General features: G+C 47.2%; 7 protein-coding genes. All 7 read left to right on the top strand.

From position 1 onward, the window contains the following. Nucleotides 1-7 precede the first annotated feature (7 nt). The 7 genes from HP567_RS28660 to ltaE all read left to right on the top strand — a co-directional run bounded on the left by HP567_RS28660 (nucleotide 8) and on the right by ltaE (nucleotide 15,975). On the top strand, nucleotides 8-8,770 hold the full coding sequence (locus HP567_RS28660) for a non-ribosomal peptide synthetase (protein ID WP_173611099.1): 8,763 nt from the start codon (nucleotides 8-10) through the stop codon (nucleotides 8,768-8,770). Between the two features lie 39 nt (nucleotides 8,771-8,809). Beyond that, nucleotides 8,810-9,709 carry a GHMP family kinase ATP-binding protein gene (locus tag HP567_RS28655; protein WP_173611100.1) on the top strand — a complete coding sequence of 300 codons (900 nt, stop codon included), beginning with the start codon at nucleotides 8,810-8,812 and terminating at the stop codon, nucleotides 9,707-9,709. A 91-nt stretch (nucleotides 9,710-9,800) separates the two neighbouring features. Then, on the top strand, nucleotides 9,801-11,072 hold the full coding sequence (locus HP567_RS28650; RefSeq protein WP_173611101.1) for an MFS transporter: 1,272 nt from the start codon (nucleotides 9,801-9,803) through the stop codon (nucleotides 11,070-11,072). Nucleotides 11,073-11,123: 51 nt separating this feature from the next. Further along, nucleotides 11,124-12,650 (top strand): argininosuccinate lyase, encoded by a 1,527-nt coding sequence (locus HP567_RS28645; protein ID WP_173611102.1) that lies wholly within the window; start codon nucleotides 11,124-11,126, stop codon nucleotides 12,648-12,650. Further along, the gene (locus HP567_RS28640; RefSeq protein WP_173611103.1) at nucleotides 12,640-13,692 is read left to right on the top strand and encodes a PLP-dependent cysteine synthase family protein; all 1,053 of its coding nucleotides are present in this window, start codon (nucleotides 12,640-12,642) and stop codon (nucleotides 13,690-13,692) included. The genes HP567_RS28645 and HP567_RS28640 overlap by 11 nt, the downstream gene beginning before the upstream one ends. Then, nucleotides 13,667-14,923 (top strand): ATP-grasp domain-containing protein, encoded by a 1,257-nt coding sequence (locus HP567_RS28635; protein WP_173611104.1) that lies wholly within the window; start codon nucleotides 13,667-13,669, stop codon nucleotides 14,921-14,923. Before HP567_RS28640 ends, HP567_RS28635 begins: the two co-directional genes overlap by 26 nt. Beyond that, on the top strand, nucleotides 14,920-15,975 hold the full coding sequence (gene ltaE, locus HP567_RS28630) for a low-specificity L-threonine aldolase (protein WP_173611105.1): 1,056 nt from the start codon (nucleotides 14,920-14,922) through the stop codon (nucleotides 15,973-15,975). Before HP567_RS28635 ends, ltaE begins: the two co-directional genes overlap by 4 nt. The last annotated feature ends 114 nt before the right edge of the window (nucleotides 15,976-16,089 follow it).

Raw genomic sequence — 16,089 nt, 5'->3', positions numbered from 1 at the left:
CACTGGCTTGAAGCATTTAACAAAAGAGAACGTACAAGAAGTCATAGAGCTTTCCATGGTGCAAAAGCAATTATTACGCCCTGACAAGATGACAACCATGCGCTATCTCATCGAGCACCGTCTCGAACTGGAAAGCGTTCAAGAAACGTGGAAGGAATTAGTCAGCCAGACGCCGGTGATGCGAACGGTTTTCCGCCAGCTCAAAAACAAACAGGTACAAGTCGTATTGAAGGAGCTCCCCCTACCGATTGATTGGCAGGATGTACGGGAATTATCTCCTGAAAAGCAAGAGCAAGTATATCTCTCAACGCTTGCATCCCATCAGGAGCCCATTTTGTATGAGGAGGGGCCATTAATCCGGGTATCGATTTTGCAGATGGACGCCAATCAATCCGTCCTTATCTGGACCCATCATGCATTATGTATGGACGATGCCAGTCGTGAGCTACTTGTAGCGGAATGGCTGAAACGGGTACGGGGTACTCAGTCATCTGTTGACCAGCGGGCCTCATTCAAAGAGTACATTGCTTGGGAGTCAAGCCAAGATGGCTCCAAAGTCAAAAGCTTTTGGACAAAGAAATTCGAGGGCTATGAAAGCGCGCCTCTGTTTGTTCCGGTACAAGGGGCACAGAAGGAAGCAAGTCTTCCGATCAGTTGCGACGCTGTTCTTTCCGAAGCGTTAACCACGTCCATCAAAAGGATGGCATTCGAGCAGCGAGTATCCATAGAGGCAATCTTTCAGGCGGCTTGGTTCCTCTTGGAGAATATGTACAGTGGCGAGGACAGGCTGGTCATAGGCGTTACCGTCTCTGGCAGACCCGAAACATGGAAAGAGGCGAATACCATTATTGGGCCACTGGCTCATAGCTTGCCTGTCTTCCTGACCGTGCATGCGAATCAAAAAGTGCGTGATGTCGTAAAGGAAGTCCAGGAAAGCTGGGAACAACTACAGCAACATGATATGGCTACACTAGACATGATCCGTAACTATGCAGGTGTGCGGGAAGCTGATCCTATATTTGGAACGACACTAACCATACGGAATAGTGCAGAAGATCATCAGGAATCTGCCATGATTTATCGCGGTGGTCTCCAAAGAGTGGAGATAGTTGTAACGGTCGGGCAGCTGATGAAGATACATTTGTTCCATGAGAATGCGTCTTCCAAGAGCGATCTGGAACGACTGCAGTCCCATTACATCCATATGCTCGAGCAGATTTGCCGAGAGGTAGACAAGAGCATCAGCGATCTGGACATCGTGACGGATGAAGAACAAGAGCTCATGACAAAGGTAATGGGCAATTTTGCGAAGTCGAATCGCAGCATGGAGCAATTTGCCCAGCAAGTGATAGAAGAGCAGGTCAAGCGCAATCCTGACGCTATTGCTGCTATCGATCGGAAGCAATCCATCACCTACCGGGAATTGAATGAGGGTTCGAACCGATTGGCGCATTGGCTCAGAATACAAGGATTTGACCGAAATGATCTTGCTTGCCTATTTGCAGAGAGAAGCATCGACATGCTGATTGGCATTCTAGCTGTGCTAAAAGCAGGAGGGGCCTATGTCCCGCTTGATACGGCTCATCCCGACCAACGGCTCCTTACGATTGTTGATAACAGCAAGGCGAAGGTCCTACTGACCGAGTCGCGTTTCCAATCGCGCAGCATGACCTTGGCAGACAGAGTGGAGCACAAGCCAGTCGTGTTTTGCCTGAATAAAGGGGACGGGTCAAGCGCGGACATCTCTTCTTTGCAAGCGTCGGATACATCGAATCCAGACATCATCAATGCGCATGCTGATTTGGCAAACGTCTTTTTTACCTCAGGCTCCACGGGTATGCCAAAAGGGGCAATGATCGAGCATAGCGGCATGTTGAATCATCTTTACGCCAAAATGGATGTCCTTGGACTGAATTCAGACAGCATCGTAGTGCAGAATGCCTCCCATTGCTTTGATATATCGGTGTGGCAGTTCCTCGCTCCCTTGATGGCAGGTGGAAAGCTTGTGATTTACGACAACGAGACGGCTGCTGATCCGGATGCATTGCTCCAAGCCTTGAATCGAGACGGTGTCACCGTGATTCAGATGGTACCAGCGATGATTGAAGCATTGCACAATGCTGCCCTGACTCTTCCACAGGAACAGCATGCTTTGCCTCAATTGCAATACATGATCTCGACCGGTGAGGGATTGCCAGTAACACTGTGCAGAAAGTGGCAAGACCTGTATCCCGATGTGATCGTAGTAAATACGTATGGAGCTACGGAGTGTTCGGATGATACGATGCATGAAATCATGGATCGTTCGTATGCGCATGATGATTATCCTTATGTGGCCTTGGGAAGCTCGATCGCCAATATGAAGCACTATGTGCTGGACAAATGGATGCGCCCCGTTCCGGTTGGTTGTGTCGGGGAAATCTACATTTCTGGAACGGGTGTAGGGCGGGGGTATCTCCATGATGCTGAACGCACGGAGCTAGCCTTTTCAGAAAATCCATTTTTGCGGGGCAGAACAGAACGGTTATATAAGACAGGCGATTTGGGACGTTATTTGCCAAATGGGAGACTCGTATTTGTTACGCGTGCTGATTTTCAGGTAAAAGTACGCGGATATCGCATCGAGCTTGGCGAGATAGAAAACGCCCTTTTACGTCACACGCTGGTGAGGCAGTGTGTAGCGGTAACACGAGAAGATGAACATGGGCAGAACCGAATTGTTTGCTATGTGGTCATGCATGAACAGCAGAGTGAACAGGAGCTGCAAGCCTATCTTGGAACGTTCTTGCCGGAGTATATGATTCCAGAGCGAATCGTCATTCTGGATGCGATGCCACTGAATCGCAACGGAAAAGTAGACAAAAAAGCATTGCCAGAGACAGACGTGGTTCAAAAGAAGCCGGGAGCATTCATTGCTCCGCGCAATGAGCTGGAACGAAGCTTGGCAGCTATCTGGCGTACTGTGCTAAACGTAGAGGACATCGGGATCGACGATGACTTTTTCCAGCTTGGCGGGCACTCTATGAAAACCATTCAGGTTCGCTTGCGCATGAAAAGAGAGATGGGCATAGAAGTTACCATCAAGGACTTATTCGAGCATCGAACCATTCGCGAATTATCCTCCCTGTTTTATACCGAGGCGACGCTGTCCACAGGTAAGCTCCATACACAACAGGATCGATCAACGATACCCAAGGCAACAGAGCAAGCGTATTACCCGGTGTCACATGCGCAGAGGAGACTGTTTTTCATTCAGCAGCTAGAGCCTGAGAACACCGCTTATAATATGCCGACGATCTATTATATTACGGGACCGTTAAAGGAGCGTATTCTGCATCAGGCCTTCGGGTTGCTGGTGAAAAGACATGAAGTGTTGCGAACAAAGTTCCTTTTAAAAGACGGGCGTCCCGTACAACAGGTGTTGCCGGGCAATGACTTCACCTATACATTTGTCGATCTTTCCAAGGAGTCCGAAGCGGCGAAGCAAGAAGCGATTGATTTGATTATCCAAAAAGAGACGGAAACCAGCTTTGATTTTGACAGGGATACATTGTTTCGTGTGAAGTTATGCAAGGCTGCGGAAGAAAAATACGTATTGCTAATGAACATGCATCACATGATCAGTGATCAATGGTCATGGGGGATATTGATGAAGGATTTGGGCACCATCTACGAATCCGTGCATCAAGGAATAGAGCCCGTATTGCCGGAATTGAACATCCAGTATAAAGATTACGCAGTCTGGCAAAATCATTCGATTCATCATGGAGAGCTGGGAGAATCAGAAGCATATTGGCTGAAGACGTTCGAAAAAGAGATTCCCGTATTGGACTTGCCGACGGATTTTCAGCGTCAGCCTGTACAAACGTATTTTTCGGCAATAGAATCTTATCCGATTTCGGAAAAAACGTTTAGCCGGATGCGAGAGATTGCGCAGCAGCATGATGCCTCCATGTTTATGGTGATTTTATCAACAATAAGCATTTGGTTGTCCAAGCTGACCAATCAACAGGATATCATCATCGGTACTCCAGAGGCCGGCCGGAATCACATGGATATTGAGCAGGTCATTGGATTTTTTATTAACACACTCCCGTTGAGACTGGAAGTCAATCAGGAGCATACCTTTATCGAGGCGTTGCACGTTTGGAGACAGCAAGCACTGGAGTCTTACATGCATCATGACTATCCATTCGATAAATTGGTCGAAAAAATTAACCCGGAAAGAGATGTCAGCCGCAATCCTATTTTTTCTTTTATGTTCCAATATATAGAGAAGGTAGAAGAGGAAAATATAATAAGCGGTTTGGAAATGACAGCCGTTGAATCCTATAATTCCATGACGAATTTTGATTTATCGCTCGTATGCATGGATCTGGAACATGGCGCTGGTCTGACTGTCGAATATCGCACGGATTTATTTAAGCCAGAAACGGTTCAGCGGATGCTCGGATATTTGGGCAACATCATCGAACAGGTAGCCAATCAACCAGATATTCATTTCAAACATATCGAATTATTGTCAGTGGAAGAAAAACAGGCAATGATTTCAGCTTATAAGGAAGTTCTTTTTACCAATGGGGATGAGCATAAAACGATCATCGAGCTATTCGAAGAACAAGTGGAGAAAAACCCGGATCGAATTGCTCTCGCTTTTGAAGAGCAAGAACTGTCTTATTCAGAACTGAATAAACGGGTGAATCAGCTCGCGAGGACATTGGTAGCTGAGGGCGTCCGTGCAAATCAATTGGTGGGGATCATCGCAGAACGGTCCATGGAGATGATCGTTGGCGTTTTGGCGATTGTGAAAGCGGGTGGAGCCTACGTCCCGATTGACCCTGATTATCCCGAAGAACGCATACGGTACATGCTGGAGCATTCGGGAGCAGACGTTTTGTTACTGCATCAGTCGGTACGCCATAAAGTGAATGCTGACAAAAAAATGATCATGTTTGACGATGAAGAGTCCTATCATCAGGAGAATACGAATCTGGGGTTACCTGTTCAGCTTGATCACCTTGCTTATGTGATTTATACATCAGGAACTACGGGAACGCCAAAGGGAGTCATGATTGAACACCGGCAGCTGCATTCGCTAGCGCAGGCATGGAAACAAGAATACAGGCTGGATGAATTCCCCGTCAGGAGTTTGCAATGGGCAAGTTTTTCTTTTGATGTGTTTACTGGTGATTATATAAGATGTCTGTTAAACGGTGGGAAGCTGGTTATTTGTCCAAAGGATGCGAGAGTGGATTTGGAGCGCCTTTACCACCTGATGGAAAAGCATGAGATTAATCTGTTTGAATCGACCCCTGTCCTGGTGCTTCCTTTCATGGACTATCTCAATGAAAATGGGCTCAACATAGACTTTATGAAAATATTGATTCTTGGTTCGGATCAATGCCCATTACATGCCTTTCACAAGCTTGTCGATCGATACGGAAGCACCATGAGAATCTTGAACAGCTATGGAGTGACGGAGGCTACCATTGATTCCTCCTATTATGAAAGAGTAGACCAGCAAGATTACAAATTATTGCCGATTGGCAAGCCTTTGCCAGGGGTGAAGATGTACATTCTGGACGCCAATCTTCAGGTGCAGCCTGTGGGTGTCCCAGGAGAACTGTATATTGGAGGAGTGGGAGTAGGAAAAGGATATTTCAAGCAGCCAGAGTTGACGAATGAAAGATTCGTTCCCAATCCGTTTTGTATCGGTGAAAACATGTATAAGACAGGGGATATGGCTCGATGGCTCCCCAGTGGAGATATTGAATTTTTAAGCCGATTGGATAATCAGGTGAAAATACGTGGGAATCGAATCGAACTGGAAGAAATCGAAGCGGAATTACGAAAAATGGCCAATATTCGCGACGCGGTCGTTATCGCCAGAGTGGATGAATCCGGTCAAAAAAGGCTGGTTGCATTTTATGTAGCGGCAAATTCGGTGGAATCGAACGTATTGAGAGAATCGTTGCGGAAGTCGTTACCGGCATTTATGGTCCCATCCCATTTTGTTCAGCTAGAGGAAATACCAGTAACGCCGAATGGAAAGATTGATCGAAAAGCGCTAGTGGATATCAACATCGTCTTGCAGAGTGAAATGGAATATGTGGAGCCCAAAACGGACACCGAGAAGATACTGGTAGCTGTGTGGCAAGACGTTTTACATGAGAAAAAGATTGGGACCTTGGATCATTTCTTTGAGCTCGGTGGCGACTCTATCAAATCCATTCAAGTATCCTCGCAATTAGCAGCTTTGGGATACAAGATGGAAATTCGGGATCTTTTCAAATATCCAACGATCGCAGAACTGAGTACAAAACTGAAACCAATGAATCGGAAAATTGACCAGAAGGATATGGAAGGCGTTGTACCACTGACACCGATTCAGCATTGGTTGATGCAAGAACACAGTCAGCATCTCCATCACTATAACCAATCTTTTGTATTGTACCGCAAAGAGCGGTTTGACGAGGGGATGGTTCGCAAAGTCATCGATAAGCTCGTACAGCACCATGATGCACTGCGAATGATTTTCCGCGAGACCAATACCGGCTATGAAGCTTACAATCGAGGCGTCAACACTAGCGGCATGTATAGTCTGGAGATTTGGGACTATCAAAACAAGAACGGGTCTGAGATCGAACAAGCGATGGACTTGAAATGCAGTGAAATTCAATCGAGGCTTCACATTTTTGATGGCCCATTAATGAGGCTGGGGTTATTCCGATGCCCGGATGGCGATCACTTGCTGATTGCTATTCACCATTTAGTCGTAGACGGGGTATCATGGCGCATTTTAATCGATGATTTCAAAACAGCTTATGGGCAGCTCCTTCGTAACGAAGAGATTCGTTTGCCTTTAAAAAGTGATTCCTTCCAATTGTGGGCGCAACAATTGAACGAGTATGCCAATAGCGAAAGACTCGAACAAGAGCGTGAATATTGGAATCGAATCGAGGAGAGGGATGCTCAAACGTTGCCAACGGATTACGATGAGCAAAAACCGCTTCGGAAAACAACCAGGACCAAAACGGTCACGATGGATCAGCAGCAAACTGAGGAGTTGCTAAAACAAGCCAATCGTGCCTATCAGACGGAAATCGATGAACTATTGTTGGCTGCTATTGGAATGGCCTTCAAAAAATGGGCAAATATCGATAGCGTCACCTTGAATATGGAAGGGCATGGCAGGGAATCGATTCTGCCAGATCTGAACATTAACCGCACAGTGGGATGGTTCACGAGTGAATATCCAGTAATGGTAGACGTCGGGAACGAAATGAATCCGTCAGCTATCATTCCGAAAATCAAAAAAGATATACGACGAATACCGCATAAAGGGATTCACTACGGCGTTTTGAAATATTTGTCTGCAAAATTACCAAGTACCACCTTGAATGTAAAACCTGATGTCAGTTTTAATTATTTGGGACAATTTGATATGGATCGGAAAGAAAAGGATGACGACATTCAATTGTCCACATTCTCAGGCGGAGATTCCATGAGTCAGGAGCAGTCTCGGGAATGCAAGATTGACATTGAGTGCATAGTGTTGAATGGAAGCTTTCACTTTATGGTCGCTTACAGTGAGGCACAGTATAAGACGGAAACCATCGAACGACTTACTGCATGCCTCCAGGATAGTCTAAGGGAAGTCATCCAGCACTGCATGCTGAAATTGCGCAACAGTCCTGACCACGAAATTGCTGGAGAATGGGTAGATTTCGAAGCAGTGGTAGACGGATTTTTCGACTCTTCTACGATGAATGATCTTCCTGGTGTAATTGCGGTGGTAGTCCAACACGGTCAAGTAAAAGTAAAGAAAGCTTACGGTTACGCCAATCTATCAGAGAAAGTGCCCATGAGTGCAGATGATACCGTAGTCAGGGTAGGTTCGATTTCCAAACTCGTAACAGTCGCTGCCATTATGAAGCTAGTGGAGCAAGGGCTGATTGGCTGGAACGAGGATGTTCAGCAATACCTCGATATTGAAATACCGAGAAGAGTGGAGGGACCACTAACGGTAGAACATTTACTCAGCTACACAACAGGGTTTGACTCGCCAGATGCGGGAAATGACCAAAGCTATAATTTTGGCGGGCGTGACTCCCTAACGTTACGAGAGTATATTCACCGTTATATGCCAACCGTGGTAGACAAACCTGGCGAACATTTTGGGAACGAGAATTTTGCCTTTATGCTGGCGGGCTATCTTGTGGAAAGAGTTACGGGCGTTTCCTTTGATCGCTATGCGAGTGAGAATTTCTTTGCGCCTCTCGAAATGACAAACAGCAGTTTTCTACTACAACCCGAATTAGAGGCGAAAATGGCAACAGGCTATGATCAGGAAAATCAGGCGGTGCAAAAGTACGATTTTAGCCCTGCAATCTCACCAGACGGCAGCATGCTCTCCACGGGGAATGATATCGCTACATTGATGCTGGCTCTCTTAAGTGGAGGTGCTGATGGCAAAGAAAACATTTTAGAGGCAGCTTCGATAGAAAAAATGTTCTCCAGTAAGTCAGTCCCTCATCCAAAAGGGACGTCTACAGGGTATGGATTTACAGTAAAATTCCATCCGGAATACGTGCATGAGAATGTTTTGGCGAAGGCAGGCGAGGTCATAGGCTTTCACTCATTTATGTGGTTCCTGCCAGAAAAACAAATGGGAGTCTTTGTTAGTACAAATAAAAGTCAATTCAACAAAATTGAATTTTTCGATTACTTCATGAAACGCTATCGTCCTGCGGAAGTGATCATCATGTAAATCAGCACCATATCATATTCGTGTAAACGGGGGGCCGCTATGAGCATGATAAAGACTAGTTCCATTAGTCGTTTTCCTAATACGAATGACGTAGGAATCGGTGTATCTGTCGGTACTTTTGGAGAACTTCTGCAGGGGATTCTCGAAGAAAATAATCGGGATTTTCTGGTTACTTTGCCTATCAAAAATGCATCCTACGCTACTTTTTATTCGATTCCAACCTTGCAGGAGATCGTCGTCGTGCCACGCTCCAAGCAAAAGTCTAAAAGGTTGGTCGAAAAAATCATTCAGCACTATGGATTGCCGGCAGGTGGAATTTTGGAGATCAACTCTGAACTTCCGGTTGGAAAAGGCTTGGCAAGCTCATCAGCAGATTTGGTGGCTGCCTCCCGAGCTGTTGGGAATTGCTTCCATATAAACATCGAGCCTTCCTTACTAGAGTGGTTTTTGTTGAGTATTGAGCCGACGGATGGCGTAATGTATGAGGGTTCCGTTTCTTACTACCATAAAGAAGTCAGATTGCGAGAGTACATCGGGGAACTGCCGGCATTATGCATTCTAAGTATTGATGAGGGAGGAACCATCGATACGGTTGAGTTCAATAAACGAACGAAGCCATATACCGAAGAAGAAAAGATAGAGTACAGCGTGTTGTTACAAAAAATCACGAAAGCGATCAGAGAAAGAGATGTCCACACGATAGGTGCCGTGTCGTCCAGAAGTGCGATCTTGAATCAAAAAATTCTACCCAAGAAACTGTTGCCGGAAGTCATGGAGATCAACGAGAAAATTGGAGGGTTAGGTACGGTTGTGGCGCATAGTGGGACCAGCCTCGGCATTTTATTGTTGAAAGAAGGACCTGACTTCTATCAAAAGCTCGAACTAGGGTATAGATGCTTAAGTGAATTGAATAAAGAAGTGCATTTGTATCACACGTAGAGGAGCAGATTCAAGAGATGGCTTCTGGCATGCACGGAAGTCATCTTCCCCCCAAATTTGATTCTGTTCGTACTGGGAGTGGATTATCGAGATGGAACAGCCAGTAAGCGTTAATGAAAAGGTATCTTTTCGGGCGTTACTGAGCTTGAAAAGTTATCGCTATTTAATCTTTTCGCAATTTGTCTCGAATATGGGAGATGGCGTGTATCGATTAGCGCTTATTTGGCTAATGAAGGTTTTGACGGAAAGTCCTTTGTTAATGTCAGTTTTATTGGCAGCGGAAACCATTCCATTGATCCTATTCGGATTATTCGCGGGCGTTTTTGTTGACCGGGGAAATAAAAAGAGGATCATGGTCGTCTCGCATTTATTGAGAGCTGCGCTCATTTTATGCATCGTCCTGTTGTTTTTGTTTGATAGGCTACATCCTGCTGCACTGATCATCATCGCCGTTTTGCTGACCACAGTCAGTGCCTTCTTTCGGCCAGCACTCACGGTAGCAATACGGACGCTGGTTCCCGAACAACATATGACGCAAGCCCAAAGTTTATCGCAGATGATTCAAACGATTGTCAGCTTAGCGGCTCCTGCATTGGCAGCGGGGTTGATCGCGTTTGGGATGGAGTATGCTTTTATTTTGAATGTCGTCACCTATTTGTTAGGTGCACTGATTATTTTATGGATTAACGAGAGGGAGCTTGTCGTTTCTACTGTCAGTGAGTTTACAGCCAAGATGATCATGACGGATTTGAAGGATGGAATCCATGCGATTACGAAGCATGATTTTTTGCGAAACTGCATGATTTATTTTACCATCCTCAATTTTTTGACGGCTCCAGAAACGATCTTGCTGCCACTGGTTGTAACCAATGTTACCGAATTGGCCATGCTCGAGATCAGCTTTTTTATCGGGATTATGCTTGGGTCGCTATGTATTAATTATTTGAATCGATATGATGCGATTATTTACATTTGCTGTGGCATTAGTCTGTTTAGTATCGGAATCGGAGTGTTTGCGTTTGGCATTCCGCTTGTTTGGCAAGTTATTTGTGTATTTGTGAATGGAATAGGCTCTGCATTTGTGAATATCAAAATGGGCACGTTGATCACCTTGATGGTGCCCAAAGAAGTCTTGGGAAGAGCATCGAGCTTGATTAGTGTAATGGTTCAGTGCGCAATGCCTGTTTCGGTCTTTCTGGTAGGTCTGACTACTGGTCTTGTTTCCATCTTTACGATATTTGGAATTATTGGCGGAGCGGGACTTCTTATTGTGGTTCTCATGTTGATGAATCCACACTTGAGAATGAAAAAAGAACAAAGCTACGAATATGTGGAACAAAAATCAGGAGGAATCTCTCTTTAGTGCAACTCCTGGTTGAATCGTTACTCAGTCGGAAGCGAGGTGTATTTTTGCATGAGTGTAAAATTAACGGGCCGTATAGCTTCGACACCAAGCCGCCTCTTGCATGATGAAGTATTGGAACCACAGTTCAAGTATGAAGTCGATCATTTGCTGCCTGGGTATATTCAAATTGAATTCGCTATGCTGTTGGAATACGTCAGGATGGGCTTGATTACACGACAAGACGCTTTGCCTATCGCACAGGCACTTCAGGCCGCTACACCCGAAACAATCGCTCCTGACCCCGGACAGAACATGTCCGATATCTCTTTTGCCCTCGAGCGTTATATTGAAGGGTTGCTCCCGAGACCGGTACCGTGTTGGCATATGGATCGCAGCCGCAATGATGTCCAAGCGTGCGCACAGGTAATGTTTGGTCGTGCGCAATGGCTGGCGACGACAGGAGAATTGGGACAGCTTATTCAATCGATGGATAAACTGGCTGTTCAATATCGTTCGGTTCCCATGCCAGGATATACCCACTACCAATCCGCACAATTGATTACCCCTGGATTCTATCTTTCCTCTATTAACAACGAATTTTTGCAAGCCATGAATCGATGGATACAAATCTATGACGACATGAATCAGTGCCCACTTGGGGCAGGGGCCATGGCTGGGGTAGAACTGCCGTGGGATCGTCAACGGTTGTCCAAGCTGCTTGGGTTTCGACAGCCTCGAATGAGTGCGTTGTCGGCGGTCGCGTCTCGGGAATGGGTTTTGAGAATGGCAGGAGAGCTGTCCACCTTCTCAGTGTTGATCTCCCGGTTTACAACAGATTTGATTCAATGGGGCAGCAGCGAGATGAACTTCCTCCAATTGCCGGATGAGCTATCAGGCATATCTTCTGCCATGCCACAGAAAAGAAACTTCCCGATCCTGGAGCGTATCCGGGGGAAGAGTGCGCATCTAACCGGATTTTATATGGATATGGTGCTAGCTCAGCGCAATACAGCCTTCACGAATTTGGTAGAGACGTCTAAAGAGGCAGGCACTCATCTTCTGTCGTTGTTTCAACAAACCAAAACGCTCTTGCGCCTGTTAAAAGCGGTGATCGATCATCTGCAATTCAATGAGGATCGTTTGCTCCATATATGTAAACGAGACTTTTTTGGAGGATTTACTCTTGCGAATTTGCTGACCTTGGAGCATGAGATTCCGTACCGAACAGCTCAGGTAATCGCAGGCAGGTACATCGTTCGCGCGCTGGAACACGGTGTATCGCCGGAGCCGGGAGATCCACGGTTACTCTATGAAGCTTGCGCGGAAGCAGGCTTTCAAGTGCCGGATACGGCTTCACTCCTCGCTGCTTCCTTCGATGTGCAGGGGGGCTTGTACGCGAAAAAATCAACGGGCTCCACGAACCCGGAGGAAGTACAGCAGATGCTGACAGCACAGAGGGAGCATGCAGAAAAGCTGCAACGGGAGTGGCAAGATCGACAAGGGCAATTGCAGGCGATCGAAGAAAGGCGGGAGAGGGTAATGAAGAGGCTTCTTTCTGGCAAGCAAGGGAAGGATGTGAGCGTAGATGCGGTATGAACAGCTGGCAGATTCAATCGGGGATACTCCTCTGGTCAAGCTGAGACTTGATGATAGGGCGGTGGGCTCCGTATTTGCAAAGCTTGAGTTAATGAATCCGTTCGGCATGAAGGATCGTGTGGCCAAGCAGTCGATTTTGGCAGCGATAGAGTCAGGAGAACTTCAGGAGGGCATGCCGATTATCGAGAGCTCGTCAGGAACGTTGGCTTGCGGGTTGGCCTTGGTTGGGCGTCAGTTGGGGCACGACGTACACATCGTGACTGATCCGAGAATTGACCCGATTACGTATGCCAAGCTGACCTCGCTTGGCTGCCATGTTCACGTAGTTTCGCAGATGGGAAAACAAGGGTGGCAAAGCGCCAGACTGGAGCGACTCCAAGAGTTAATGAGGGAGTATCCAGGAGCGTTCTGGCCTCGACAATACGATAATCCGGAAAATCCGCGTGCATATGCTGCGCTGGCATCCGAGCTGATGCAGGACCTCAATCGAATTGATGTACTCGTTGGTGCAGTCGGCAGTGGGGGTTCCTTGTCCGGGACCGCCAGAGAACTGAAGCATCATAATAAGGAGCTGCGCGTCGTGGCGGTGGATGCAGCGGGGAGTGTGATATTCGGACAACCCGATCAGCCGACACGTCTGCAAGGTGGCTTGGGAAACAGTTTGATCGCAAAGAACGTAGATTTTTCCATGATCGATGAAGTGCATTGGTTGAACGATGCTGAGGCATTTGCGGCTACACTGCGGTTGGCCCGTAATGAGCATATTTTTGCTGGCAACAGCTCGGGCTCCGTATACGCCGTAGCCAACTGGTTAGCGAGCCAGGTCGGGAGTGAGTGCAATATCGTGGCCATATTGCCGGATCGAGGGGATCGGTATGTCGATACGATCTATAGCCACTCCTACCGGGAGAGCAAGGGTCTGATGCAAACGAACCTGCGAGACACGCCACAATGTGTGGAACCAAAGACAGTCGTGACTAGCTGGTCCTATTCCAAATTGATGGGGATGTATCCGAATGAACAAACACTTTCTGTTCGTTGAAGCGAATACGACGGGGACAGGTATGCTCGCTATTAAAAAAGCGCGCGAATTGGGGTTTACGCCCGTATTTTTCACAGAGAAGCCTGAACGTTACCACGGCTTGAATGAGTTGGAATGTCACGTAGTCGTGACCGACACGAATTCCCAAGCAGAGCTGACTGACAGTGTAGCACAAGTAATTAAGGAAGGCAGAGAGATAGCCGGAATCATGTCGACAAGCGACTATTACCTCGAGGCGGTTGCCAAGCTGGCCCGGAAATTCGGTTGGACAGGCAATTCGCTGGAGGCGATTGAAGCCTGCCGTAATAAAGCGATATTTCGCGAGAAGCTTCAGGGGTATCAAGTGTCTCAGCCTAAATTTTTGGCAATAAACTCTATGGAGGCATTGACGGAAGCACGCTCTTGCATTTCTCTGCCCTGCGTGGTGAAGCCTGCTGACGATAGCGGGTCGAATAACGTGCGCCTGTGCTTTAGCTGGGATGAAGTGGAGCATATGGCAAAGGAAATCCTTGCGATCAAGTACAATGCGCGCGGTCAGCAAACAGCTCGGACAGTGCTTCTCGAGCAGTATGTCGAGGGCCCTGAATTTAGCGTGGAGACGTTCTCGTGGCAAGGGCAATGCTTTGTCATCGGCATTACCCAGAAACGGTTAACGGGATACCCATTTTTCGTGGAAGCAGGACATATTTTCCCTGCACCGTTGTCGGCAGAAGAGAAACAGGAGATCGAGCGAACGGTGGAAAGGGCGTTAGAGGCGGTGAACTACCAGTTCGGTGCTGCCCATACAGAAGTGAAGTGGACATCAGCAGGTTGTGTTGTCATCGAAGTAAACGCAAGGCTTGCTGGTGGAATGATTCCAGAGTTGGTTCGCCGTTCAACAGGGATTGATCTGCTTTTGCAACAAATCAGGTGTGCGGCTGGACTTGCGCCTGAATTATCTCAAACAGTCGAAGAACGACAATATGCAGGCATTCATTTTCTCGTGTCTGAGCGTCAGGGAACCTATGGCGGGATACAGGGAATGGATACCGTTCGCAACCTGCCGGGGATTGCTGAAGTGGCGATTCATGCGAAAATCGGACAAAACGTCCAGCCTCCGCAAAATTTCTCGCATCGTCTCGGCTATGTCATCGTGGAAGGCAAGCATTACAGTGAGACCGCTGAGTTGATCGAGCAGGTGAAAGACTGCCTGAGTGTACAAGTAGGTCAGCAATTGGAGAGTGGGGTATGAAACCGTTGATAGAATTGAGAAGCGATACATTCACTTTGCCGACAAATCAGATGATGGAAGCCATTCAAGAGGCGGTACTCGGTGACGATGTCTACGGAGAAGATCCTACGGTTCGCCAATTGGAGCAAGAAGCGGCCCGGAAGCTGGGTAAAGAGGCAGCCATTCTCATGCCGAGTGGAACAATGGCCAATCTGGCATCCTTAATGGCGCATTGTCCTCGCGGTTCCAAAGTAATCGTAGGCAATGAGACGGATATTTACATCTATGAAGCGGGTGGCGCGGCTGTGTGCGGTGGCATTATGTACGAGCCGATTCCGACACAGCCAGATGGAAGGTTGAACATCGCGGATATGGCGCGGGTATTTCCGTTGGAGCCAGAAGATCCACAATTCGCATTGCCTTCCTTGATCTGCCTGGAAAACCCGCATAACCGGATGGGGGGACGTGTCCTTCCGCTGTCTTATTTGGAAGAGGTTCGCGCATTTGCAAACGAAAAGGCTGTGCCCGTTCATATGGACGGTGCACGCTTGTTCAATGCCGCCGTTGCTCTTGACGTGGATGCGGCAGAGATTGCGCGTTATGCCGATTCCGTGCAAATATGTCTGTCGAAAGGGTTGTCAGCACCGATTGGTTCCCTTGTCGTCGGAACAGAAGACTTTATTCAGAAAGTGTATCGTCTGCGCAAAATGCTGGGTGGCGGTATGCGTCAGGCAGGGATTATTGCAGCGCCAGGTTTGGTTGCCTTGCAGCAAATGACGGATCGATTGGCAGTTGATCACGCAAACGCTCTTCGTTTAGCACGTGGTCTGGCGGAGATTCCAGGAATCGTGACTCATGTGGAAGATGTAGAGACCAATATTGTGTTCTTCCGGATTGAACACCCAGTCCATACGTGGCAGACCTTCATAGAAGCAGCGCAAGCACATGGGGTGCGCGTAGCGGAGCTCGGTCACGGCAGAATTCGAGCGGTCACTCATTCCGGTATTGAGACAGCGGATATCGACAAGGCGCTAAGCATCATACGTGAACTGTTGCAGTTCCAAACAGTATAGGGCAGACTCGCTCCCCCTTCAGTGGAAGGGGGATTTATTATTAAGGTTTATAAAGGAATATAAAATGATCTGATTTTTTCAAATCTTTTAAAGGGAAAATATTTTCAAATAACA

Source organism: Brevibacillus sp. M2.1A (genome assembly GCF_013284355.2).
Classification (GTDB): domain Bacteria; phylum Bacillota; class Bacilli; order Brevibacillales; family Brevibacillaceae; genus Brevibacillus.
Note: the sequence above shows the minus strand (reverse complement) of the source record. Positions and strands in the feature narration are given on the sequence as shown.